This window comes from Mesorhizobium sp. M0028, from assembly GCF_040323855.1.
Taxonomy (GTDB): Bacteria; Pseudomonadota; Alphaproteobacteria; order Rhizobiales; family Rhizobiaceae; genus Mesorhizobium.
In genome coordinates this window covers 20,875-43,152 of sequence record NZ_JAMYVG010000010.1, presented here as the reverse complement: position 1 = coordinate 43,152, position 22,278 = coordinate 20,875, and the positions used below count along the sequence as shown (strand labels likewise).

Below are 22,278 nucleotides of genomic sequence, written 5' to 3'. Positions count from 1 at the left end.
AATTCAACTTTGTAGGTGTCACGCTGCATGAGATATTGACTAGCCTCACCTACTTGCGTCGAACGCGACCCGCGTGCCGCTGGTCGTGTCGAAGAAATGCAGATGTTTCGGATCGAAGCGGATGCCGACGTTTTCTCCCATGTGCACCTTGGTATTTTTGTCGGTCTTCACGGCGACCAAGTTTTTGCCGACCTTTACGGTAACCAGCGTGCTGTCGCCCAATAGTTCGGTGGTATAAACCTCGCCGGCCATATTACCCGCGTCTGTTTCGCTGAGCCGCATATCTTCGGGTCGCTGGCCGACGGTGATCGCGCCGTTCACGCCGGCCGGAGCCGCAAGCGTCAACTCGGAGTCCTGCACCCGTCCGTCGGCAATTGCTATCGGAAGCAGGTTCATGGGTGGATTGCCGAGGAAGCCGGCAACAAAGACGTTTGCCGGCGTGTTGTAGATGTCGAGGGGTGTGCCGACCTGCTGTAGTTTGCCGTTCGCCATCACGGCGACACGGTCAGCCAGCGTCATCGCTTCGACCTGGTCGTGCGTCACATAGATCGTAGTGGTACCGAGGTCGCGCTGCAGGTGCTTCAATTCCGCGCGCATATAGACGCGCAGCTTGGCGTCGAGATTGGACAGAGGTTCGTCCATCAAAAACAGTTTGGGCGTGCGTACGATGGCACGACCGAGCGCCACGCGCTGTCTTTGCCCGCCGGACAGTTGACCGGGTTTGCGCTCTAGAAGCCCGCCGAGTTCGACGCGCTCGGCGGCGGCGCGTACCTGGCGCTCGCGTTCCTCACGGTTCACACCTGCGACTTTGAGCGGATAACCAATATTGTCCGCCACGGTCATATGCGGATAGAGGCCATAGTTCTGGAACACCATGGCGAGGTCGCGTTTACCCGGGGGCAAATCGTTGACCACACGATCGTCTATGCGAATCTCGCCAGCGCTCGGGTCGTCGAGCCCGGCGATCATGCGCATTGTGGTGGACTTGCCACAGCCAGAGGGCCCGAGCAACACGATGAACTCGCCATCGGCCATGGCGAGCGAGATCTTTTCCACGGCGACAAAGGAGCCCCAAAATTTAGATACGGATGACAACGTTACGGAGGCCAAGATCATATCCCTTCGTGGACGATGCTACGGACAGCAGTCATAGCTGTGGAGTATTTGTCACGATAAATCGTTGACGGCGATGGTCGGTTTTGGGAACGCCTCCGACGGTCGTTCAGCCCGCATCGAGCAAACTGAAACTCCATGAACTCCCGCTCAGGTCGGCCCATGTAGCCGGCGATGTCGGTGCCAAGTGCTAAGGCGCCAACGTCAGTACCGGTGAGAATATGCACATGCACGTCTGGATCAGAGGGCACTACGTTCAGCTTCTCCAGCCAGTCCCACGTCAGCAACGCGATGCTGGGCTCAGGAATATCCAAGAGCATGATATCCGACACGTCAGCCCTTCACCGCGCCGGCCGTCAGGCCTGCTACGAACTGTCGTTGCAGAAAGAAGAAGACAGCGACCACGGGCATGGAGATCATCACGGATGAGGCCATGAGCTCTCCGTAGCGGATGCCGTACTGGCCGATAAAGTCATTCACTCCAACTGGCAGCGTGCGCATCTCCTTGGTCGAGGTAAAGGAGAGCGCAAAGAGGAACTCCTGCCAGGTGACGATAAGCACAAAGACTGCAGTGGCGACTATCCCCGGCCGGCAAAGCGGCACGATTATCTCGAAAAACGTTCTGAACGGCCCGGCCCCATCGATCGCCGCCGCTTCTTCGAGTGTCAGCGGCAAATTGGCCATGAAGCCACGCAGCATCCAGATCGCCACCGGCAAGGTTACGGTGACGTAGGCGAGGATCAACGACGTATATGTGTTGAGTAGGTTGGCCCCCTTCATCATCTTGTAGATCGGGATGATGATGGCGCTGGCCGGGAACATCTGCGTGACGATCACCAGCGTCATGGCGATGATAAGTAGGCGGACGTGGGTGCGCGTAAATGCATAGGCGGCCAGCAGGGCTAACGAAACGGTGATGATGACGGTGGACAGTGAAACGATGACCGAATTCATAAAATAGGTTCGGAACTCCGGCCGGAATGCAGTGATGTAGTTGTCGAAGGTCGGGTTCTCCGGCCACAGCCTGGCGGGAATGGAAAAAGGCTCGGCCGCCGGCTTCAACGACACTGAAACCATCCAAAAGAAGGGCACCAGGATTATCAGCGCCAATACGACGTTGAGGGCCAGCAGTGCGGCTTGGCGGCTCCTGTGGGAACGGGTGTTCATGACGCCTTCCCCCTATGCCGGCCGCGCGACAAAACGCCGAAATAGACCATTATCAGCAGCGCCAGGACCAAGATTGAAAAAACGCCATATACAGCGGCTTCGCCAAAGCGAAATTGTCCGAAACCGAGTTCGTAGATCTGGGTTGGGAAGATGGCTGTGGCATTCTGTGGGCCACCGTTTGTCATCACCCAGATTATGTCGAAGTAATTGAAAGTGAGGATAGTGGTAAGGAGGAGATTGATGGCGATCACGTCTTTGATTCCGGGGAGCACAACGTCAAACAGGCGCCTAGTCGCTCCCGCTCCGTCTATCTTGGCGGCCTCGACCTGCTCTTGGTCGACCGTCTGCAGGGCCGCTAAGTAGACGATCGCCGAGAAGGGGAACCCTTTCCATACGGCCGCCATAATGATCGAGCCCATGGCTGTCGACGTTTCCGCCAGCCAAGCGGTACCGTGGTCGATCAGTCCCAGGCTAATAAGTAACGAGTTCACCAAACCGAGTTGCGGGTCATACATGAATCGCCAAAGGATGGCGGCCACTACGCCGGGGAGGACCCAAGGCAAAAGCACCAACGACCGCATAAGTCCCTGGCCAGGCATCTGCTGATTGAGCAGCAGTGCGACCAGCAAGCCGAACACATTCTGCAGTGCTACCACAAAGACAGTCCAAATGAGGGAGTTCCACACTACTTGGCCGAAGATCGGATCGGCCAAGATCTTGTAATACGCTGCAAGCCCCTGGAACTTCGGCACCGGGTTGATGAACGAGGTCGAATAAAGGCTTTCAATTATGGTGCCGATCATCGGGTAATACATAAGTGCGCCGACCAGCAGCAGCGCCGGAGCTACGAAAATCCAGGCCATCCAGCGTTCACGATGGGACATTGTGTCATTTCCCGATAGAGAGGGCCGGGCTCGGGGCAAAGCCCGAGCCCGGCTTAGTCCTGGTGACTAGTTAAGGGCGTCGATAGCAGTGCAGGCCTTGCCGGCTGCCTTCTGCGGATCCATTCCGGAAAATACATCCTGCGCTAGAGTCACCTCGATGTCGGCGACTTCGAGATAGCGAGGTGACAACGGCCGGGGTGAGGCATTCTCGAGATGAGGGATGATGAGATCCGCACCTTTGCGGTTTGCCGCCAAAAAGCTTTTTGCGGCCTTCATGTTTGCCGGGACAAGTTCGACAACATCGCCGTTCACGTCTTCGCGGGTTAGGAACTGGATGAGTTTCCAAGCGGCTTCCTTGTGCTGGGAAGCTTCAAAGATGGCAAGGTTCCACCCACCATAAGGGGTGCCAACAATGAACAAATGCGCAGGAACACTCGATCCGCGCCTTCTGCAGGCCTGCCTACAAGCTGTGCAAGTGCACAGGTAGCGAAGGTGCGCGCATTCAAGCACGTTTGAGCGTCGGCGCAATTTCCATGCCGACCACCAACGGAGATATCTGCGATGACCAGCAACATGCGGCTAATGAAAGCGAGCGAGATTCCCGCCTTCGTCGACAAGGTGATCGAGGCTGGCTGTGATATCTGTGCGATCGGTCACTTAGGCTATTCACTGGGCGATGTTGACGGGAAGGTACCCTGGCGCAAGGTAAAAAGAATCGTGGAAGAGTTTGGCGATCGTGATCACCTGCTACCGGAGATCGTTGCCTATCTTCGCTCGATAGGTCGGTACATAGAACTCACGTCGTCGACAAACGACGGCCGGAGACCGCACAAAACAGGCACTCGAAATTGGAACGCATAAAGGACGGGTCGGATACGATTGTCGAATCCGGCTCCTTCACCGACATGACGAGCTCGACTTCCGGACGGGTATTGACGCCAATGAGCTGTGGTTTGCCCAACAGGGCAATAACCTGGTCTTCTCGTACTGGGCACCACGGACAAGGGTCGGTCAGCCCCCCAGTGGCATTGCGATGTGCTGTCGTTTCTGACTCTGGCACCATAGTTCAACCCGATAACCGCAGTTTACTGAGAGAATCCACAACTTCGTAGCTGCGGCAGGAGAGAACCAAGCAACAGCTAGAAAACCGCCGCCGAGTTCCATAATAGCGTTATGAAATGTCCTGATCTGGCAAAATAGGAATGTCGCTCCTGCTTGTGCCTTGCCAGTCTCTCGCCTTCGAGAGCGGAGAGATTGCATCTTGACTGAAATCGCATTGAGGCCCTTGTCGAGGGTTATAGAGCGGCGGATGACGAGCGTTGCCGCCGCAAGCGTGGCTGGCGCGAGCAAGCGTAGCTCATCTCGTCAAAATCGAAGTGGAGGTCGATACGCTGATCCAGTTGGAGGAGGCACTTGGCTTCGCCCCCGACGCTATCCTGCTCGACAACATGTCGGTCGATGAGTTGCGCCACGCGGTGGCGATGGTTGCCGGGCGGGTGGTCACCGAAGCATCGGGCCGGATTACGCTCGATATGGCTGCGCAGATTGCTGCGACGGGCGTCGATCTGGTCTCCATCGGCTGGCTGACCCATAGCGCGCCGATCTTGGATATCGGACTTGATTATCGGGACTCATAATCGACTGATGGACGGCACCGGGCGGATAAGTTTTCCGGTCACCGTCAAGCGGCTAGCAGAGAAGCCGTAAAGGTCAGAAACCAGGGAACAGGATGGAAATGGACGCAACGATTTCGACGAAGACGATGCCGCCAGGTCAAGCACATGACTTGGCGCGAAATGCGCAAGAAAGGCTTTCGTGGCCAGATCGGCGTCGTCTCTGAATGGGCGCGGCGCAGACGCCTTGCTGAAAGGACCGATCAAAGCGCACTTGCCCGCACGCCTTCGGCACGAAGCATGGCCAAGCTCATGACGCTGGCGCGTGACGACCTGTCCAAATCGGACGCTGTACTGATCGGGGCAATCGAGAGCAATGTTCCTGACCTCGGTCATCGCGCGAACGCTGATCGACGACTTTCAGCAGATGATCCGATCAAAGGCGGCCGCAAAACTGGACACTCGGCTGGACGGCGCGAAGGCAAGCCTCGTCGGCTCCTTTGCAAACAGGGTCGAAAAGGACATCGCCGCAGTCCGCAACGCCATCATCTCTCCGTGGTCGAATGGCTAGACCGAAGGCCAGATCACCAAGCTCAAACTCATCAAGCGGCAAACGTACGGCCGCGCCAAGATTGATCTGCTCCAGGCGCACCTTGTCGGTGCAACTTAGGCTGTGGCCGCAGCGAGAGTGCCGAATGAGGACCCCGTTTAAGGGGTGATTCTCGTCCAAACGGTTCGGATGGGCGGTCGTCCGCCAGCAACTTCTCCTTGCTAAGAATCCGGCATCCTCGAAGGCCTCGCGCCAGTTCGAAGCGCATTCATATCCCCCTCCGCAGCAGCACGCGCAAGCATCGTCACAAGCCCCGAGCCGCTTCGCGTTCGGCGCTGTCCAATTTCCGACAATGTCGGATACGCAACGTAGCAGGGTCAGATCTACCAGACTGCGTATAAATGGTTTTCTCATTTGGCACGGTACATGCATCATCATCCGCAAACACGTGCCCGACCAAAGAAGACGTCGCATGATCACCTCACCAAAACATACCGCCGCCGCGGAACAAATCACTTCGCCCCGAACCTTGCTTATCGTCCGTCCCGTCACCACAACCGGAGCCATCCGCTTCGTCTTCGACGGCGGCACCACGCAGGACTCGGCTGACAAGGAGGGACTGGCCAATTTGATGACCGGCCTGTTCGACGAGGGCGCCGGCGATCTCGACAGCGATGCCTTCCAGGCGACGGTTGACCATGCCGGGGCCGAGATGAGCTTCGACGCGCAGCGCGACGGCATTTATGGCAGATGCGCATGCTGCCCGAACGGAAGGACGCCGCCTTCGATCTGCTCAGGCTCGCGCCTAACAGCCCCCGCTTCGACCAGGAGCCCGTCGACCGCATCCGCGCCAAGCGGCGCAGAATCTACGGCACGCATCCTTATTCGAGGCCGGACGAGGGGCACCAAGGAGAGCCTCGCCGGCATAACGCCGGTCGATCTAGGCGCCCTCCACAAGGCCGCTTTCGTCGGTGACGGGCTGCACGTAGCGGTCGTCGGCGACATTGATGCCAAAGGCCTGAGTGAAAGGCTCCACGACTCGGTCGGCGATTTGCCTCAGAAGCAGGCGATCGCGCCGGTGGCCGATGTCGCCCCGAGCTCGGCCGGCGTAATTGGTCGCCTACGACCCGCCGCAGACTTCGCTGCAGCTTGTTTTTCCCGGCATCGGACGCAGCGACTCGGAATTCTAAGCCGCACAGCTGATAAGCAAAATACTCGGAGGCTCGCCATTTACCTCACGTCTGTTCCAGGAAGTGCGCGAAAAGCGCGGCCTTGCTTACGGTATCCATTCCAGATTGAAAGACTACCAGCATTCCAATGCGCTTGTCGTGACCACGGCGACGCGCGCCGACAGGGCGGCCGAGACGCTCGGCGGATACGCCACGTGATCAGGGGGTTGGCGGAAACAGGGCCGACAGAGGCCGAGCTAAAAGCGAGCAAGAACTATCTGATCGGCACCTATGCTACCAACAATCTGGATTCCTCCAGTTCGATTGCAGCCACGCTTGTCGGGTCTTGGCATCGGCTACACCAGCGCCGCGCCGCCCTCATCGATCGACCAAGTCGAGGCAGCGGCAAAGAAGCTGCTTTCGGCCGAACCCGCCATTATGGTGATCGGCCCGCGCGTGGACGCCAAAGGATGGGCCCGGGCTCCAATTTCGCCATTCTTCTCCCCTTGTGAGGCTTTTACCGGGAGAGATCGAGCCCAAAGGGAGATTCCGATGTCTGAAGCGAGTCAGCAAAAGTTGGACACATTCTTGGAGAAAATGGTCTGCGATCTCGGTGCGATCGCTACGGGCGCGGGAGTCTTGTTGGGAGACAAACTCGGCCTGTTCGAGGCATTGCGCGAAGGCGGCAAGATGACTGCCGCCGAACTTTCGACACGCACCGGCACCCAGGAGCGCCTTGTAACGGAATGGCTTTCCGGGCAGGCGGCTGCGGGGTATGTCGACTACGATGAAGCCAACAACAATTTCTATCTCAACGCCGAGCAGGAACTGGTGTTCGCCGATGAAAATAGCCCGGCCTTCATGGCTGGCGCATTCGAGTTCCTATCCGCGCTGTGGCTCGACGAAGAAAAGGTGAGGCAAGCGTTCCAGTCCGGCAAGGGCGTTGCATGGCACGATCATAGCGCGTGTCTGTTTCGCGGCACGGAGCGGTTCTTCCGTCCAGGCTATAATGCCAATCTGATCGACTCCTGGCTGCCGGCCCTGGAGGGCGTAGTCGAGAAGCTCGAACGCGGCGTGGAGGTCGCGGATGTCGGATGCGGTCATGGCGCATCGACGGTGCTCATGGCACGTGCTTTCCCCAATTCGCGCTTCGTCGGCTTCGATTATCACGCCCCTTCGATCGAGCGCGCCCGCAAGGCCGCCGAGGAAGCCGGCGTCGGCGCCAACACGCGCTTCGAGGTCGCGGCCGCCAAGACCTACCCCGGCACCTATGACCTCGTCGCTTTTTTCGATTGCCTTCACGACATGGGCGACCCGGCGGGCGCCGCCACCCATGTCCACGGGTCGCTCAAGCCGGATGGCACGTGGATGATCGTCGAGCCGTTCGCGCATAATCATCTAGCGGCGAACCTCAATCCCGTCGGACGCGTTTACTATGCCGCTTCCACGTTCGTGTGCACGCCCGCATCCCTGTCGCAGGAAGTCGGGCTCGGGCTTGGCGCCCAGGCCGGCGAGGCGAGGCTACGCAAGGTGGTGACCGGCGGCGGCTTCAAGCGATTCCGTCGCGCCACGGAGACGCCGTTCAACATGGTGCTGGAGGCCCGTCCCTAGCGCGGCCGTCGCTAGAAATTGCAGCTCATCGCTTTATGGTGAAGATCTCGTCAAAATCCGAACTCACAGTTATCGACAAATTTCCAGAGGCGTCACCCCCCTGACATCAGATTGGAGTTGTTAGAAGCCAACAGTAGTTGAAGGCACACGCAGCCAAGCTCGTCGCCTAGACTACTTCGGTGCTCTCAGAGAAGCCAACTCCGAAGACCGTACTCCGCTCAAACGCGCAGTCTCTCCACCTGAACTTGGGCGACTTCGGCGGCGTCGGCGACAAACGCGAAAAGCGCCAGGAGCGGCACTGCGACCAATGGCGCTTTCATAAACCTCGAAGGCGCTTTCAATCCTGGCGATGCGTTCCGTCAGTGTCATCTGAATAGACTCATGCTAATCACAGCTTCACGACGCCTTGCGACGCAACGCCGTTTGGTATCCCAACCATTGGTGAATTTCGGCGGCGATGCGCTCGGCATGTGCGGTGACTTCGGGAATTCCCATCAGTTCGCCGACGCTGCCGCGCGCCAATGGCCCGCTGACGAAAATGCTGTCGGTCGGGCGCCCGGATGTGCCGACCGCACGGCCTTGGCTGTCGGTCTCCAAACCAAGACCAATCGGGTCGAGCCGGACCAATCCCATCCGCTCGAGCGCCGCAATCGCCGTGTTGGTCCGCAAGATATCGGCGTGCGCCGGTCCGGTCGTCACGATCACACTGTCGAAAGCCTCGACAACGAGGCTGCGTTGGCCACGCAGCCGCTGCCTGACGCAAATGCGTCCGTCGACCTGTTCGGCGCCGACAATCGTTGCGGCGCGATAGGCAAGCCTGCCCTCGGCAACGCCGCGATCAAGCACGGCCGCGATCTGTGGAGCGATGCGGAAGCGATGCACATCCCACAGCGCGCGAAGATGGCGCACCACGCGGCGCTGCTCGGCGAGCGGCAAGGCCTGCCAGATGATTTGCCCCTGTCGCCGGACGGCGTCGAGCACCGGGTGCCAGCCTTCGCCCCGACGCTTGGCATCAAGGATCGTGGCCCGGATGCGCCTGAACAGTGCCGTTGCGCTGCGTGAAGGCAGGGTCGTGAAATCGCCGATCGGATCGCCACGCGAGGCTGCATGGCTGCGCGAGCGGTAGCCATGGCGCGAAAGTGCTGTGATGCTGCCGCGATGCCTCCTGCGGTCGAGAGTGGCGATGACGTCCGCCGAGGTCAGCCCGGTGCCGACGACCAGGACATGGTGGTCGCGCTCGATCGCTTCCAGTCGTTCGAGATCATAGGGATTAGCGACCAGACCGGCGGCGCCGGCTATAGCGCGCAAGGCTGGCGGTAAGGCCGGCGGCGGATGAGTCGTTGCGACAACCAATGCATCGGCCGCGAGCGTTCCGCCGTCGGCAAGGATGAGGCGATATGCGTCGCCGTTACGCTCGACCGACGCGACGGCGGATCGGACGTGCCGAATCGTCTTGCTTTGCAAAAATGGCTGAAGGTGGGATTCGACATAACGGCCGAAAACGCGACGCTGTGGATAGGCCGCGCCGTTGGTAGTGATCGCCTCGGCGTCATTCAGAACGGCGCCGGTCTGCTCCAGCCAGTCGGCAAAGTGGCTGTCCTGGCCGGAGATCAGCGTCATCCTCGAGGCCGGCACATTGATGCGGTGTGAAGGATCGGTCGTCGAATAGGCCAGACCATAGCCGAGCCTTTCGCGCGGCTCGACGACCACGATATCGGATGCACTGGCCGGGAGCAGCCGCGCCAGATGAAACGCAGTCGCCGCACCTGAAAAGCCGCCGCCGACAATCGCTATGATCGGTTCGCTGGCGCTCAAGACTGGCTCGCGCGCAGCGACGACGGGCGATGGTCGCCGGCCACCGTTTCGCCGAAGGGGCCCATGTTAACCGCCGTCGGCCGCGTCGAGATTTCGTGATCGAGCGGCAACAGCGGCAGCACCAGTTCGCCGAAGCGATAGGCTTCCTCCAGATGCGGATAGCCGGACAGGATGAAGGTATCGATGCCGATGCGCCGGTATTCGTCGATGCGCTCCGCCACCGTCGCCGCATCGCCGACCAGAGCGGTGCCGGCGCCGCCGCGCACCAGGCCGACACCGGCCCACAGATTCGGACTGATTTCGAGTTTGTCGCGACGGCCGCCATGCAGCCGGCTCATGCGCGACTGGCCGACGGAATCCATGCGCGCGAAAACCTTCTGCGCCTCGGCGATCGTCTTGTCGTCCAGGCGGCTGATCAGGCGGTCGGCATCGGCCCAGGCTTCGTCATTGGTTTCGCGAACGATGACATGCAGCCTGATGCCGAAACTCACCTGGCGTCCGGCCTTCTCGGCAAGGCCGCGCACATGGTCGACCTTGGCGGCGACGTCAGCCGGCGGTTCGCCCCAGGTGAGGTATTTGTCGATCTGCTCGGCGGCGACCGCATTGGCCGCCTCCGACGAGCCACCGAAATACAGCGGCGGATGCGGGGTCTGCACAGGCGGGAACAGCAGCCTTCCGTCCTCGATGCGGAAGTGCTTGCCTTCGAAGGCAATGGTCTCGCCGCTGAGCACGGCCTTGTAGATATCGAGAAACTCCCGCGTCACCTCATAGCGCTCATCATGGCTGAGGAAGATGCCGTCGCCCTTGTTCTCGACCGGGTCACCGCCGGTGACCACGTTGATAAGCAGGCGCCCGCCGGAAATGCGGTCGAGCGTCGAGGTCATCCGCGCGGCAAGCGTCGGCGATTGCAGGCCCGGCCGCACCGCAACGAGGAAGCGGAGCCGCTGCGTCAACGGCGCCAGCGCCGACGCCACGACCCAGCTGTCCTCGCAGCTTCGGCCGGTCGGCAGCAGCGCGCCGTAATAGCCAATGGCGTCGGCGGCCTTGGCGACCTGGGTCAGATAGGGCAGGTCGACCGCCCTGCCCCCCTCGGAGGTGCCGAGATAGCGGCTGTCGCCATGGGTCGGGAGAAACCACAGGACCTTGATCCTGTCGGGGATGGCAGTGCTCATGAACAGTCCTTTGTGACTTTACGGCGTTCTCGCTCAGCTCCAGGCGTGGAGCGGCGGATTGACGTCGTTCAGGTAATAGTTGCCGAGGATCGCGTATTTCCAGCGCACGGGATCGTGCAGCGTGTGGGTGCGGGCGTTGCGCCAATGCCGGTCGAGATTGTGCTCGGCCAATGTCGAGCGCGTGCCCGCGAGTTCGAAAAGTCTGTTGGTGGCGTTGATGGCGATCTCGGTGGTGAGGATCTTGGATTCGGCAACCGCGATCTGCGCTTCCGCGACGGTCTTATCGTTGGCGTCGAGCACAGCGCGATCGACCGCAAGGCCGGCCTTGTCCAGAACCGCCTCGGCCGCATTGGCCCGCAGGCGGAGGTCGCCGACCGCCTGGATCGTGTAGGGATCCTGCCAGGCATGATCGACGCCGCTGTCGATCCACGCGCGCGACTTGGTGCGCACGAAGCTGACGGTTTCGTCGATCGCCGCGTTGGCGATGCCGAGATCGACAGCAGCCTGGATGATCTGGAAGATGGCGCCGTCGGCCGTCGGCCGGTCATAGCCCTTGTAGCCGGGGACGAGATGCGTCTTCGGCACTTTCACATTGTCGAGCAGGACTGTGCCGGACAGCGTCGTCTTCTGGCCGAAGCTCGACCAGTCGTCGATGACCGTCAGTCCGGGCGCGCCGCGATCGGCGATGGCATACCAGGCCCGGCCCTCGTCATCGAGCGCCACGATCGGCACCAGATGGGCGAGCAGCGCGCCGCTGGAATAAAATTTCTGGCCATTGACCACGACGTGGTCGCCAGCGTCGACGAATTTGGTCTCAAAATCGGCCGCCCGCTTGGAGCCGAATTCCGAGAACGCGTTGCCGAACCGCGTGCCGGACAGAACTTCGGCGAAGAGCAACTGCTTCTGGGCCTCGTCAGAGACGGTGCGGATGGCGGCGACGACGCCGAGATGGTTCTGCGGAATCTGGCCGAGCGACGGATCGGCCGCCGAGATGATGGTGATCACCTTCGACAGCGTCACATAGGAGAGTTCCGGTCCGCCATAGGCCTTCGGCACGTTGATCGACCACAGGCCGCTCTGCGAAAACGCATCGAGCTCTTCCTTCGGCCAGATGCGCTCGCGATCCCGCCTGGAGGCGTCCTTGGCGAAGTCTGCGGCCAGTTTTTCCGCCACAGCGATCGCCTCGGCGTCGGTCTTGATGACATGCGCTCTGGCCGACGGACGCTCAACCGGGGGGACGGCGCTGCGGATATCGGACGGCTGCTTCGATTGGATGGTCATGCTGCGGTCTCCTGGGGAAAATGTTGCGATGGAAGCGGCGTGCCGCCGAGATAGTAGGTCTTGATGTCGTCGCGCTGGCGCAGGTCGGCGGCCGACCCTTCCAGCACGCTCTTTCCGTTTTCGAGCACGGTGGCGCGGTCGGCATATTTCAGCGCCACTGCCGAATTCTGCTCGGCGACAAGGATCGAAAGATCTTCGTCCCGATTGAGCCGCTTCAAAGCGCTAAAAATCTCGTCGACGATCAGCGGCGCCAGCCCCATCGAAGGCTCGTCCAGCACGAACAGTTTCGGCCGCGACATCAGACCGCGGCCGATCGCCGTCATCTGCTGCTCGCCGCCGGAGGTGAGGCCGGACCGGGTTCGCCGCTTCCCGGTGAGCCTGGGGAAAAGCGCATAGACGCGGTCGAGGTCGGCCTTGACGCCGGTGCGGGAGGACGAACGCCCGAGCGCGCCGGTCAGAAGGTTCTCCTCGACCGTCAGCGAGCGGAAGCAGTGTCGGCCCTCGAGGACCTGGACCAGACCCTTGCGGACGAGGTGAGAGGGGCTTGCCCTGGAGACATCCTCGCCGTCGAAAGTGATCCGGCCAGCGGTAACGGTGCCGCGCTCGGCCGGGAGGAGATTGGATATGGCGCGTAGCAGCGTCGTCTTGCCGGCGCCGTTGGAGCCGAGCAGTGCGACGATCTCGCCTTTACCGACCGACAGGTCGACACCGTGCAGGGCGGCGATGGCGCCGTTGTAGACGGCCTCCACGCGACTGACCGACAGGATCGGATTTTCCGGGCTGGACATCGATGACTCCGCAATAGGCAGGAAATCGCGGCCGGCCCGGGGCCCGGCCGCGAGTTGTTTGACTTCAGTTGCTGACCACTGCTTCGGCGTCTTCGGCCGTGCGGATCTTGATGCCCTTTTCCTTGGCATAGGCCTCGGACGACTTCTCGATGATCGGACGCAGCAGCTTCCAGTCGGGCGCAATCCAGTCGGAGACGACGTTCCACTTCTTGCCGTCCCACTGCTGGAAGGTCACGTAGCCGTCACCTTCGTGATTGTCCCAGGAGACGTTGATCGAGTGGAACAGGTCCTTGGCGCCCAGCGCCTCGACGCGTGCCGGATCGAGCTTGAGATGCTCGAAGCCCCAGCGGACTTCGTCGCCGGTGAGCGTGCGGTTGCCGAACTTGGCCTGCGCGATGCGGACCGCCTCGACATTGAGGATGCCGTTGACGATGCCGAGATTGTGGTAGACCGAGCCGATACGGCTCTTTTCCTCGAGATTGCCTTTGCCGGCTCCGTAGACCGTTTTGACGATCTCCTGGACCACCGGATACTGCTCGCCTGACGCCTGGGTGGTGATGGCCGTATAGCCCTTGGCGGCATCGCCCGCGGGGATCACATCCTCTTCCGAATTCGACCAGACATTGCCGACGATGTGATCGGCCGGGAAGCCGGTCTTCTGCGCGGTCTTGAGCGCAACCGGGTTCATCACGCCCCAGCCGCGCAGCACCACATAGTCGGGATGCTCGCGACGGATCGTCAGCCACTGCGCCTGCTGCTCGTTGCCTGGATGCGGAACCTCGATCTGCGACAGCTCGAAGCCGTATTTCTGCGACAGCAGCTCATAGATCGGAATCGTCTCCTTGCCATAGGGCGAGCCGTGATAGAGCACGACGATCTTCTTGCCCTTGAGCTTGTCGAGGCCACCTTCCTTGGAGGCGATATAGTTCACGATGCCCGAGGTCTCGCTATACGGATTGAGCAGCAGCGGGAAGACGTAAGGGAACACGCGTCCGTCCGTGGTGTCGGTGCGGCCGTGGTTGATGGTGATCAGCGGCACCTTGTCATCGGTGATGCGGTCGATCATGGCATAGGCGATGCCGACCGAAAGCGGGTTCCAGGCGGCGATGCCGGGATTGCTCTTCAATCGTTCATAGACCTCGACGCCCTTCTCGACCTCATACTGCGTCTCGCCCTCGCTCCAGGTCAGCTTGACGCCGTTGACGCCGCCGTCGCGGATGTTGATCAGGTTGAGATAGTCGATGAAGCCGCCGAAGAAGCCGGTGCCGCCGGCGGCATAAGGGCCGACGCGGTAGCTCTGCAGGGGAAAATACTGCTCGTCGGCGTGGACCGCCGTCGCGCCGAGGACGAAGGCCGTGGCGATCGCCGCTTTCTTGAGGTGACTGAAGAAGGTCATGGATTGCGTCTCCTGAGGTTGTGGTCCGTGAGAGGATGTCGAGCGGCGCTCAGCTGGACCTTGAGCCGATCCGTCGTTTCAGGCGGTCGAAGAGGGCCGACAGCCCGTTCGGTTCCGCGATGAGGAAGATGATGATGAGCGCGCCGAGCACGATGCGCTGGCTCATGTCGAGAACACCCGAATCGAACAGTCCGCCAAACAGGAAGGCGCCAAGCCGCGACAGGATGAGCGGAAAGACGACGATGAACGCCGCTCCCAGAAAGGCGCCGCGTATCGAGGCCAGCCCGCCGATGATGATGATGAACAGGATCTGGAACGAGCGGTCGAGATTGAAGCCGGCCGGCTCGACGGTGCGCAGATAGGTGAAGGCCCACAGCACCCCGGCGACGCCGATGATGAAGGACGAGATGGCGAACGCCAGCAGCTTGGTCTTCAGCACAGGGACGCCGATCACCCGCGCGGCGGTTTCGTTGTCGCGCACGGCGATGAAATTGCGGCCGGTCGCGCTGTTGACCAGGCGCCAGACCAGCGCCGTGAGCACGATGACCGTGGTCACCGAGAGCAGGTAGCGGCCCGTCGCCCTGTCGAGCGAGAAGCCCGCAACGGCAAGGTGCGGCGCCGAGATCACTCCGGATGGGTTGTCGTTGGAGAACCACCCGAACTTGGTCAGCGCCCACTGCACGAAGAACTGGGCGGCGAGCGTCGAGACGGCGAGATAGAAGCCGCGCAGGCGCAGGCTCGGCAATCCGAACACGACGCCGATGCCGGCGGCTGAAATCCCGGCCAGGATCATGGTCGCAGCCAGCGGCAGTCCTTCGACCCGAAGGTTGAAATTGTAGGCGGCGAAAGCGCCGACCGCCATGAAGGCGGAGGAGCCCAGCGAAAGCTGGCCGCAATAGCCGGTCAAAAGGTTGAGGCCGACCGCCGCCAGGCTGAGCGCAAGGAACGGCAGCAGGATCGCCTCGACGAGATAGCTCGACGCATAGGCGGGGATCAGGCCGTAGGCCACGGCAATCAGGGCGACGGGCAGAGCTAACCTCTGCCAGTCGATGGGAAGCCTTGCGGCATCGAGCGCTTGCACGGCCATCGGTCAGACCCTTTCGACAGTCTTCTGGCCAAACAGGCCGGAGGGGCGCACCAGCAGGACGACCAGCGCCAGCGCATAGGCGAACCAGCCTTCGATGCCGCCACCGACAAAGGGTCCGAGGTAGACCTCGGCGAGCTTCTCGCTGGCGCCGATGATGAGGCCGCCGACGATGGCGCCGAGGATAGAATCGAAGCCGCCAAGCACCAGCACCGGCAGCGCCTTCAGCACGATCAGCGACAGCGAGAACTGGACGCCGAGGCGCGCGCCCCACAAAAGTCCCGCGACCAGTGCCACGAACCCCGCGGCCGTCCACACCGTTCCCCAGATCCGGGGCAGCCGCAGCCCGACGGCAAGCGCGGCGAACTGGTCGTCTGCGACGGCGCGAAACGCCAGGCCGATCCGGGTCCAATAGAAGAATGCGCTCAAGCCGGCGACCATCGCCGCGGCAATGCCTGCAGCAAGAAGATCGAACGACGAGATCAGGATGCCGCCGACCTCGAACGGCGTGTCGTCGATGCCGAGATCGAGCCCGTGCACCTGCGTGCCCCACACCAACTGGGCAGCGCCTTCAATGATGTAAGACAGGCCAAGCGTGGCCATGAACAGCGTCATCGGCGAGCGATTGACCAGCGGCCTCAGCACAGTTCGCTCGATGGTGAAGCCCAGCGCAACCATGACCGCGAGGGTAATGAGCAGCGAAAGCGCAAACGGGATGCCGCGTTCGACAAGGCTGACAAAGGTGAGTGCGGCGAACAGCACCATCGACCCTTGCGCGAAGTTCAGCACGCCCGACGTCTTGTAGATCAGCACGAAACCGATGGCGACGAGCGAATACATGACGCCTGAGAGCAAGCCACCGACCAGCACCTCGATGACGAAGAGGAAATCATAGTAGCTCATCGGATGCCCTCGCCATCTTCGCCTTCGGCGGTGCCGATATAGGCCCGGATCACCGCCGGATTGGCCCTGACCTCGGCCGGTGTCCCGTCGGCGATCTTGCGGCCGTAGTCGAGCACGGCGACGCGGTCGGAGAGTCCCATGACCACGCCGATGTCGTGTTCGATGAGGATGATGGTGACGTCGTGCCGGTCGCGCGCTGCGCGCACGAAACCGGCCATCTCGGCCTTCTCGGTCGCCGTCATGCCGGCCATCGGCTCGTCGAGCAGCAGGATCTTCGGCTCGGCGACGAGGGCGCGCGCCAGTTCGACCCGCTTCTGCAGGCCGTAGGGCAGCGTTGCGACCAGGCGATCGGCGACGGCCTCGAGATGCAGGAAGGCGATTGTCTGGTCGACCTTTTCAGCGATCGCGGCATCTTCGCGCCGGGCGCGCGGTAGACCAGCGATATGTTCGACGAAGCTGGCGCGCCGGGTGTGGACGCGGCCCGACGCGATGTTGTCGCGCACTGAAAGCCCACCGAACAGTGCCAGGTTCTGGAAGGTGCGCGCGACGCCGAGCCGTGCCAGACGGCTTGCCGACACCCGGGAGAAGGACTGGCCATCGATCGCGATCTTGCCCTGATCGGCGTGATAGAGGCCGCTGATGATGTTGATCAGCGAGGATTTGCCGGCGCCATTGGGACCGATCACAGCGCGAATCTCGCGGCTTTTGACCTCGAGGTCGACATCCCGCAGTGCCGTGACGCCACCAAAGGAAATGCTGATCCCGCCCAGCGCCAGGATCGCATCAGCCTTTGGCGACAGGCGCGCCGGGCGCGTGTCCTCGACGGGATCAGCACCAGCAAGAATGCCGGAAATTTCGGGCGAGCGCTCGTATGCGGCGGCTCCCAGCGAAGCACCAATCATGAAACATTCCTAATTTTGAAGGCGTGCGGGCGGCGGCCTGAAGGCCGTGCCTGTCCTATTCCGCGGCGACGAGCTCCCTGTCGCGCGCCGCTTCCAGTTCGCGCACCAGAGGGATGACGCGCTTGCCGAAGAACTCCACCTCTTCCTGGAAATGCAGGAAACCGAGCAGGATCAGATCCGCGCCGGCATCCTTCAGCTTGAGGATGCGTTCGGCAATCTGTTCCGGCGTGCCGATGAGATTGCTGCGGAAGCCGTCATTGTATTGGACAAGATCCTCGAAGGAGGATTTCGCCCAGTTGCCTTCGCCTTCCGGCGAGGCCTTGCCGGCATTCTTGACCTCATCGGCGAAACCCTGCACCGCCTCCGGATTGGCCTTGGCGATGATCTCGTCGAGCACGGTGCGCGCTTCTGCCTCGGTTTCGCGAGCGATGGCAAAGGCGTTTACGCCGATCTTCACCTTGTGGCCATTGGCCTTCGCCTTGGTCTTGATGTCGTCAACCTGCTTCTTGATCTCTTCCGGCGTGTTGCCGTTGGTGAAATACCAGTCGGAAACCCGCGCAGCCATGTCGCGCGCCGCGCGCGATGAGCCGCCCTGGAAGATCTCCGGCTGCGGATCGATCGGCTTCGGCTTCATCGAGTAGTTGGTGAAGCGATAGAAGTCGCCCTTTAGCGTGAAATTATCCTCGGTCCAGATGCCGCGCAGCGCACGGATGAATTCCTCCGAGCGGCGATAGCGCTCGTCATGGTCGAGCCACAGCTCGCCGATGGCGGCGAACTCACCGCGGAACCAGCCGCTCACGACATTGACCGCGACACGGCCATTGGTCAGGTGGTTGATGGTGGCTATCTGCTTGGCCGCCAGCGCTGGATTCCATGGGCCGGGCAGGATCGCCGCGATGACTTTCAGCGTTGTGGTCGCCGCAAGCAAGGCGTGGCTGAACGATACGGATTCGTGCTGGTTGTCGGCGCCATAGCCGGCCGTGAAGCGTATCTGGCTCAGCGCGTAGTCGAAGCCGTTGGCCTCGGCGATCTGAGCAAGCTTTCGGTTATAGTCGATGTCCCAGCCTGTCCGCTGCTCGATGTTGGAGATGACAAGGCCGCCCGAAACGTTCGGGACCCAGTAGGCGAATTTCACGTCGTCGGAATTCGAGGTCATTTCGTTCGTTTCCCCTTTTGATTGGCTTCAACCGACGCGCGTGGCGACGGCAGTGTTTGCATCACTGGAATTAAGCAAGGAGACCGCTTCGGTAGCGGCCCGTGAGATGCGCTCGAAAATCGCTGCGCCGACGATCTTGGCATCGACGAAATCGTCGGGCGCGCCGTAGACGCCGGTCGGGACGGTGACGGCCCCGAAAAACCCGAACAATGGCCGGAGCTGATGTTCGAGAACCAGGCCATGGTATGGACTTCCGCCGGTCGCCGCGAGAAGCACGGTCTTGCCCGTCAGTGCACGATAATCGACGAGGTCGAACAGGTGCTTGAGAGCGCCGGTGTAGGACGCCCGATAGACCGGCGTTCCGACCACGAGCAGGTCGGCCTTCTCGACACGCTGGATGATCGCTTCGCCAGACGCGCCGAGCGCACGACGAGACAGCCCGGCGAAAATCGACGGCGCCGCCTCGGTGATTTCGATCAGGCCGGCGTCCGACGGGACACGCGACGCGACCGCCTTGACCAGCGCGCTCACCACCGCGGTGGTGCGGGATGGCGTACTAACGCCGCCGGATATGCCGAGAACCGAAATTCTTGCCACGTGTCGTCGATCTCCTGTTCCACCAAGGGGATGCCCGGTTGCCAACACGGGATCGTACGATATTACACAAAATCTATAGAGATAAGGAATTATCTTTTGATTTTTCCAAACCATTGAGAAAATCGGAGTGCTGACGCCTCATTAGCATGAGCTCTAACATCCGATTGGCGGCAAACCGCGGGCGCAGACCGGCCAGGCTTGATCGTGGCGATCGGCGCTCCGTTGCCCGGTGCGGCCCGCGCCGCAGATTGTCACCACCGGCACGTCGCGCTTTTGGTCGTCGATCGGCGTCGCCGCCGTGATAGCTGCCGTTGAATCGGACCCCGAACTGCCGCTCGGCGCCGAAACGCCCGCTCACATCGAGATGCCCGCCGCCCTGGGGGCTCGACCGTGTCAGATCGACCTCGGCCCGCGCGCTTGGGATGATATTGGTCGTACCCCCCGAGACTGCTGTTCGGCGCGATGCCATAAAGGAGCGCCACCGGTCCTTTGAGAACCTCGATCGCTCGATATAATCGGTGAACAAGCGATAGGTCGGCGCGACCCCGAACACACCATCGAACGCGACCTCGCCAAAATTTCCTTCATTGATCGGAAAGCCGCGAATGTAGAAGGAATCCAATATCCCGCCGGTTGAATGGGTGCTCCGTACCAAGGATCATTGATCATCACGTCGTCCACCGTGCGTGCGCCCTGATCCTCGATCGTTTGCGCCGTGTAGCTGCCTATGTTGAACGGCGTATCCATGATGTCGCGATTGCCGAGCAGGCCCAGGCGCCCGCCTCGCGCGACTTGTCCGCCCGGATACGCTTCCGGCAGATTGTCGATCGTTGCGGTCAGGGGCAGGCCGCCCAGCCCCACCACCACGATGCGCTCGAGCACCGTGCCATGGAATGTTCGTTTCATTGTTGACAGGTTAGTCATGCAAGACCTCCTGACCATCCGCACCCAGCTCTCGCCAGGCAAGGCAAAACGTTCTTGGTCCTTGGCGTGAGGGGACTTGGATGAGGAAATCTGTTGGGCTGTTCGCTGCGCTGGCCGTGATGGGTCAGGACGCCGCTGCGCAGGAGTCGACGGCTGATCGTCTGATGAAACTAGACCGGGAAGACGGTTATGCCGGACTTTTCTGAAACGCCGGTGGCTGGCGCCCGAGGTCAGAACATATCGGTTTTCGCTCGCCTTCCCTCTCGGCTCACTCACTTGTGCGGCATACAATAGACGCCCTCGGATTCCATGAGTACCGCGCCGCCCTTCAACTCGCTCATTGCGCCGACCCAGGCTTCCGAATAAGTGCGGCTGGCATCCACGGCCGTCAGCCAAAGAACGCGATTGTCAGCCAGTTCGACTTTAACTTCCTGCTGCAAAGGGCTTGCCTGCACGGTCTGTTGATAGTGCCGTTTGATCCTGACATTGCTGGCCGGGAACTCAGCTTCGTTGCTGCCATAGTTCAGCACAAACCTAGTATGGTCCTCGGCCACTGTGCAACTGCCGTCACGCTCACACACGATTTTGGCGGCGGTCTTGCAGTCCCATTTCAGTGAAGCGGGCCACATCGGATTGTCCGCGCTCGATCGCGGCTTCTCGCTCTGGCTAGCCACCGCCAAGCCTGCCCATGGGCCCATTATCGCAGTCGACAGGAGCAGCGCCTTCAACACTTATTACCCTTCCCTGATCCAGTACCGTATTGCTGTCTCGAAGCTATCGCTGGCGTCGGGGTGAATGAACCGGACAGACACGCCTTGTGATCCTCATGGCGACTCATCCTGCGTGATCGCCTGGCTTATGGCATGTTGAGATTGAACCAGCTTTTCTGGCGCATGCCGTTCGCGTCGTCATACTCGATGAACCAGGGCTTTCCGCGCACCGGCCGAGAGATGGTGTAGTAGGTGGGGCCATTACCAAGGGAATGCCCTCTATCGTTGCCCGTGATCTGGATTTTTGCCGTCACCAACCTACCGTTGATTTCGATCTGGGCCTGTCGAGATCCGTTGTCATGGTCTTGGCCGAGACGACTATTCGTGAAAGTGGCGGGCAGGGTGAGCCTGTCGGAGCTGATACGGCAGATGTTCCGTTCTTGCCTCATTCCTCGCCGATCGGAGTCGTAGCTGCCAGCTGCTTGCCAGCCAGCTGGACAATCCTCATACTTCTCGAATCTCGCGGCGCTGGAGTTGGCTTGTGGACAGATCGGCCAGTTAAAACCCGGCGCTTTCATCGCCGCCATCAACTTGTAGATTGACGGGTGGCAAGAAGGAGTGGCCTGCCAGTCACCGGACAGGCAGAGGAGGACCTGACAGCCCCATTCCGATGCCTGTGATTGGGATGGAAGAGCCGCGGCGCCCACGACGACGGTGGCACCCACCAAGAGATATTTCAGCATGTTCATAGCCTTTTCCTCGCTGCGGATTCTGATACTTTACTATGGATCATCCGCGCGAAAAAGGACAGATCGAGAAGGCAGGTTGTGCGACTACATCGATTTATGAAACGAGACGACGCGGGCCTGGTCAACAACCCGTTGCGCGCCAACATTGCGAGAACGCTGGAGCGGGAGAGAGCTAGGCGTGGCCTATCCCATATGCACATGGCCGAGCTGTTCCGGACCGTCGAGGGCGAAAGGCTCGCCTACCGGACATACATCCAGACCGTGCGACAGAAAAACAATGTCACCCTGACGACGTTGCAAATCATGGCAAGCGGCTTGCATGTGTCAGTTGCGGACCTGCTCGCGGGCGGAAAAAAACTTCCCGAATGGGCGCATCAGTTGGACGAAAATGCAATCCGCATGCGTCTGGCGCACATCATCGACATTGAGCGAAAACGACGCACTTTGCTCCGCTATAAGATGGCCGAGCTCATCGGCGTGGCGGAGGCGACATTCATGAAATTGGAACGCGCAAGCGGCAATATCAGCGTCGACACAATTGCGGCGATCGCCAAGGCGTTGAAACTTGATCCAGCGACCTTCCTCTTTTCCGATAAGGTCCCGCCATCAACTGATCTACCTGATTCTGACGCACCCGGAGGCGTAGGTTCTCATTTCAGAGTGCCGTGAACTTCCAGCGTCATCATCCGTCTAA

The 22,278-nt window shown here is 61.0% G+C and carries 23 protein-coding genes and 2 pseudogenes; 7 read left to right on the top strand and 18 right to left on the bottom strand.

Features of this window, described 5'->3' with window-relative positions:
- Nucleotides 1-45: 45 nt before the first annotated feature.
- The 5 genes from NKJ93_RS19310 to NKJ93_RS19290 form a co-directional block, all read right to left on the bottom strand.
- Entirely contained in the window at nt 46-1,110 is a 1,065-nt protein-coding gene (locus NKJ93_RS19310; RefSeq protein WP_031194744.1) for an ABC transporter ATP-binding protein, read from the bottom strand.
- Nucleotides 1,111-1,112: 2 nt separating this feature from the next.
- On the bottom strand, nt 1,113-1,445 hold the full coding sequence (locus NKJ93_RS19305) for a Clp protease/crotonase-like domain-containing protein (RefSeq protein WP_031194746.1): 333 nt from the start codon (nt 1,443-1,445) through the stop codon (nt 1,113-1,115).
- Nucleotide 1,446: 1 nt separating this feature from the next.
- Complete coding sequence (locus NKJ93_RS19300; protein ID WP_023721605.1) at nt 1,447-2,280, bottom strand: carbohydrate ABC transporter permease; 834 nt, start codon at nt 2,278-2,280, stop codon at nt 1,447-1,449.
- On the bottom strand, nt 2,277-3,164 hold the full coding sequence (locus NKJ93_RS19295) for a carbohydrate ABC transporter permease (protein ID WP_031194747.1): 888 nt from the start codon (nt 3,162-3,164) through the stop codon (nt 2,277-2,279). Before NKJ93_RS19295 ends, NKJ93_RS19300 begins: the two co-directional genes overlap by 4 nt.
- A 66-nt stretch (nt 3,165-3,230) precedes the next feature.
- Nucleotides 3,231-3,584, bottom strand: coding sequence for a type 2 periplasmic-binding domain-containing protein (locus NKJ93_RS19290; RefSeq protein ID WP_352590738.1), 354 nt, complete (start codon nt 3,582-3,584; stop codon nt 3,231-3,233).
- Nucleotides 3,585-3,725: 141 nt separating this feature from the next.
- Here NKJ93_RS19290 and NKJ93_RS19285 point away from each other — a divergent pair, with 141 nt between their 5' ends.
- From NKJ93_RS19285 to NKJ93_RS19265, 5 genes and pseudogenes are all read left to right on the top strand, one after another.
- On the top strand, nt 3,726-4,025 hold the full coding sequence (locus NKJ93_RS19285; protein WP_023722911.1) for a Y4lK-related protein: 300 nt from the start codon (nt 3,726-3,728) through the stop codon (nt 4,023-4,025).
- A 479-nt stretch (nt 4,026-4,504) separates the two neighbouring features.
- Nucleotides 4,505-4,801: pseudogene (locus tag NKJ93_RS19280) on the top strand (nicotinate-nucleotide diphosphorylase); the annotation flags it as partial.
- Between the two features lie 168 nt (nt 4,802-4,969).
- Nucleotides 4,970-5,447, top strand: a pseudogene (locus NKJ93_RS33640) (transposase); the annotation flags it as partial.
- A 352-nt stretch (nt 5,448-5,799) separates the two neighbouring features.
- Nucleotides 5,800-7,008 carry a peptidase M16 family protein gene (locus NKJ93_RS33635; protein ID WP_502896266.1) on the top strand — a complete coding sequence of 403 codons (1,209 nt, stop codon included), beginning with the start codon at nt 5,800-5,802 and terminating at the stop codon, nt 7,006-7,008.
- Nucleotides 7,009-7,048: 40 nt separating this feature from the next.
- Complete coding sequence (locus NKJ93_RS19265) at nt 7,049-8,107, top strand: class I SAM-dependent methyltransferase (protein ID WP_031195349.1); 1,059 nt, start codon at nt 7,049-7,051, stop codon at nt 8,105-8,107.
- 396 nt (nt 8,108-8,503) lie between these two features.
- Here NKJ93_RS19265 and NKJ93_RS19260 read toward each other — a convergent pair whose 3' ends face one another.
- From NKJ93_RS19260 to NKJ93_RS33630, 11 genes are all read right to left on the bottom strand, one after another.
- Nucleotides 8,504-9,922 carry an FAD/NAD(P)-binding protein gene (locus tag NKJ93_RS19260; protein WP_352515797.1) on the bottom strand — a complete coding sequence of 473 codons (1,419 nt, stop codon included), beginning with the start codon at nt 9,920-9,922 and terminating at the stop codon, nt 8,504-8,506.
- Nucleotides 9,919-11,094: an FMNH2-dependent alkanesulfonate monooxygenase gene (gene ssuD / locus NKJ93_RS19255; RefSeq protein WP_023722900.1), complete on the bottom strand. Its 1,176-nt coding sequence runs from the start codon at nt 11,092-11,094 to the stop codon at nt 9,919-9,921. The genes NKJ93_RS19260 and ssuD overlap by 4 nt, the downstream gene beginning before the upstream one ends.
- Before the next feature lie 33 nt (nt 11,095-11,127).
- The gene (locus tag NKJ93_RS19250) at nt 11,128-12,375 is read right to left on the bottom strand and encodes an SfnB family sulfur acquisition oxidoreductase (RefSeq protein WP_352466344.1); all 1,248 of its coding nucleotides are present in this window, start codon (nt 12,373-12,375) and stop codon (nt 11,128-11,130) included.
- Nucleotides 12,372-13,163 (bottom strand): ABC transporter ATP-binding protein, encoded by a 792-nt coding sequence (locus NKJ93_RS19245; RefSeq protein ID WP_023722898.1) that lies wholly within the window; start codon nt 13,161-13,163, stop codon nt 12,372-12,374. The genes NKJ93_RS19250 and NKJ93_RS19245 overlap by 4 nt, the downstream gene beginning before the upstream one ends.
- Before the next feature lie 64 nt (nt 13,164-13,227).
- Nucleotides 13,228-14,559, bottom strand: coding sequence for an ABC transporter substrate-binding protein (locus tag NKJ93_RS19240; RefSeq protein ID WP_352516270.1), 1,332 nt, complete (start codon nt 14,557-14,559; stop codon nt 13,228-13,230).
- Nucleotides 14,560-14,608: 49 nt separating this feature from the next.
- The gene (locus NKJ93_RS19235) at nt 14,609-15,646 is read right to left on the bottom strand and encodes a branched-chain amino acid ABC transporter permease (RefSeq protein WP_352496334.1); all 1,038 of its coding nucleotides are present in this window, start codon (nt 15,644-15,646) and stop codon (nt 14,609-14,611) included.
- Between the two features lie 3 nt (nt 15,647-15,649).
- Entirely contained in the window at nt 15,650-16,546 is an 897-nt protein-coding gene (locus tag NKJ93_RS19230) for a branched-chain amino acid ABC transporter permease (protein ID WP_023722895.1), read from the bottom strand.
- Nucleotides 16,543-17,448 carry an ABC transporter ATP-binding protein gene (locus NKJ93_RS19225; RefSeq protein ID WP_352516269.1) on the bottom strand — a complete coding sequence of 302 codons (906 nt, stop codon included), beginning with the start codon at nt 17,446-17,448 and terminating at the stop codon, nt 16,543-16,545. Before NKJ93_RS19225 ends, NKJ93_RS19230 begins: the two co-directional genes overlap by 4 nt.
- Nucleotides 17,449-17,503: 55 nt before the next feature.
- Nucleotides 17,504-18,604 carry a dimethylsulfone monooxygenase SfnG gene (sfnG, locus tag NKJ93_RS19220; protein ID WP_352516268.1) on the bottom strand — a complete coding sequence of 367 codons (1,101 nt, stop codon included), beginning with the start codon at nt 18,602-18,604 and terminating at the stop codon, nt 17,504-17,506.
- 27 nt (nt 18,605-18,631) lie between these two features.
- Nucleotides 18,632-19,201 carry an FMN reductase gene (gene msuE / locus NKJ93_RS19215; RefSeq protein WP_352516267.1) on the bottom strand — a complete coding sequence of 190 codons (570 nt, stop codon included), beginning with the start codon at nt 19,199-19,201 and terminating at the stop codon, nt 18,632-18,634.
- Nucleotides 19,202-19,274: 73 nt separating this feature from the next.
- Nucleotides 19,275-19,823: a hypothetical protein gene (locus NKJ93_RS33630; RefSeq protein ID WP_023722891.1), complete on the bottom strand. Its 549-nt coding sequence runs from the start codon at nt 19,821-19,823 to the stop codon at nt 19,275-19,277.
- 382 nt (nt 19,824-20,205) lie between these two features.
- Here NKJ93_RS33630 and NKJ93_RS19205 point away from each other — a divergent pair, with 382 nt between their 5' ends.
- Complete coding sequence (locus NKJ93_RS19205) at nt 20,206-20,331, top strand: hypothetical protein (protein WP_023722890.1); 126 nt, start codon at nt 20,206-20,208, stop codon at nt 20,329-20,331.
- A 66-nt stretch (nt 20,332-20,397) separates the two neighbouring features.
- On the opposite strand, the gene NKJ93_RS19200 is transcribed toward NKJ93_RS19205, so the two are convergent.
- Together NKJ93_RS19200 and NKJ93_RS19195 are read right to left on the bottom strand one after the other, a co-directional pair.
- A complete protein-coding gene (locus NKJ93_RS19200) occupies nt 20,398-20,856 on the bottom strand; it encodes a hypothetical protein (RefSeq protein ID WP_031195338.1) in 459 nt (152 codons plus the stop codon).
- A gap of 125 nt (nt 20,857-20,981) precedes the next feature.
- The gene (locus tag NKJ93_RS19195; RefSeq protein WP_023722887.1) at nt 20,982-21,584 is read right to left on the bottom strand and encodes a hypothetical protein; all 603 of its coding nucleotides are present in this window, start codon (nt 21,582-21,584) and stop codon (nt 20,982-20,984) included.
- A 198-nt stretch (nt 21,585-21,782) separates the two neighbouring features.
- Between NKJ93_RS19195 and NKJ93_RS19190 the strand changes: the two genes are divergently transcribed.
- On the top strand, nt 21,783-22,253 hold the full coding sequence (locus tag NKJ93_RS19190; protein WP_245278784.1) for a helix-turn-helix domain-containing protein: 471 nt from the start codon (nt 21,783-21,785) through the stop codon (nt 22,251-22,253).
- Nucleotides 22,254-22,278 lie beyond the last annotated feature (25 nt).

What these genes read in the sequence shown, in the direction of transcription:
- NKJ93_RS19300 (WP_023721605.1), bottom strand. Translation starts at nt 2,280, where the DNA reads ATGAACACCCGTTCCCACAGGAGCCGCCAAGCCGCACTGCTGGCCCTC.
- NKJ93_RS19295 (WP_031194747.1), bottom strand. Translation starts at nt 3,164, where the DNA reads ATGTCCCATCGTGAACGCTGGATGGCCTGGATTTTCGTAGCTCCGGCG.
- NKJ93_RS19285 (WP_023722911.1), top strand. Translation starts at nt 3,726, where the DNA reads ATGACCAGCAACATGCGGCTAATGAAAGCGAGCGAGATTCCCGCCTTC.
- NKJ93_RS33635 (WP_502896266.1), top strand. Translation starts at nt 5,800, where the DNA reads ATGATCACCTCACCAAAACATACCGCCGCCGCGGAACAAATCACTTCG.
- NKJ93_RS19265 (WP_031195349.1), top strand. Translation starts at nt 7,049, where the DNA reads ATGTCTGAAGCGAGTCAGCAAAAGTTGGACACATTCTTGGAGAAAATG.
- ssuD (WP_023722900.1), bottom strand. Translation starts at nt 11,094, where the DNA reads ATGAGCACTGCCATCCCCGACAGGATCAAGGTCCTGTGGTTTCTCCCG.
- NKJ93_RS19250 (WP_352466344.1), bottom strand. Translation starts at nt 12,375, where the DNA reads ATGACCATCCAATCGAAGCAGCCGTCCGATATCCGCAGCGCCGTCCCC.
- NKJ93_RS19245 (WP_023722898.1), bottom strand. Translation starts at nt 13,163, where the DNA reads ATGTCCAGCCCGGAAAATCCGATCCTGTCGGTCAGTCGCGTGGAGGCC.
- NKJ93_RS19240 (WP_352516270.1), bottom strand. Translation starts at nt 14,559, where the DNA reads ATGACCTTCTTCAGTCACCTCAAGAAAGCGGCGATCGCCACGGCCTTC.
- NKJ93_RS19235 (WP_352496334.1), bottom strand. Translation starts at nt 15,646, where the DNA reads ATGGCCGTGCAAGCGCTCGATGCCGCAAGGCTTCCCATCGACTGGCAG.
- NKJ93_RS19230 (WP_023722895.1), bottom strand. Translation starts at nt 16,546, where the DNA reads ATGAGCTACTATGATTTCCTCTTCGTCATCGAGGTGCTGGTCGGTGGC.
- NKJ93_RS19225 (WP_352516269.1), bottom strand. Translation starts at nt 17,448, where the DNA reads ATGATTGGTGCTTCGCTGGGAGCCGCCGCATACGAGCGCTCGCCCGAA.
- sfnG (WP_352516268.1), bottom strand. Translation starts at nt 18,604, where the DNA reads ATGACCTCGAATTCCGACGACGTGAAATTCGCCTACTGGGTCCCGAAC.
- NKJ93_RS19205 (WP_023722890.1), top strand. Translation starts at nt 20,206, where the DNA reads ATGAGGAAATCTGTTGGGCTGTTCGCTGCGCTGGCCGTGATGGGTCAG.
- NKJ93_RS19195 (WP_023722887.1), bottom strand. Translation starts at nt 21,584, where the DNA reads ATGAACATGCTGAAATATCTCTTGGTGGGTGCCACCGTCGTCGTGGGC.
- NKJ93_RS19190 (WP_245278784.1), top strand. Translation starts at nt 21,783, where the DNA reads ATGGCCGAGCTGTTCCGGACCGTCGAGGGCGAAAGGCTCGCCTACCGG.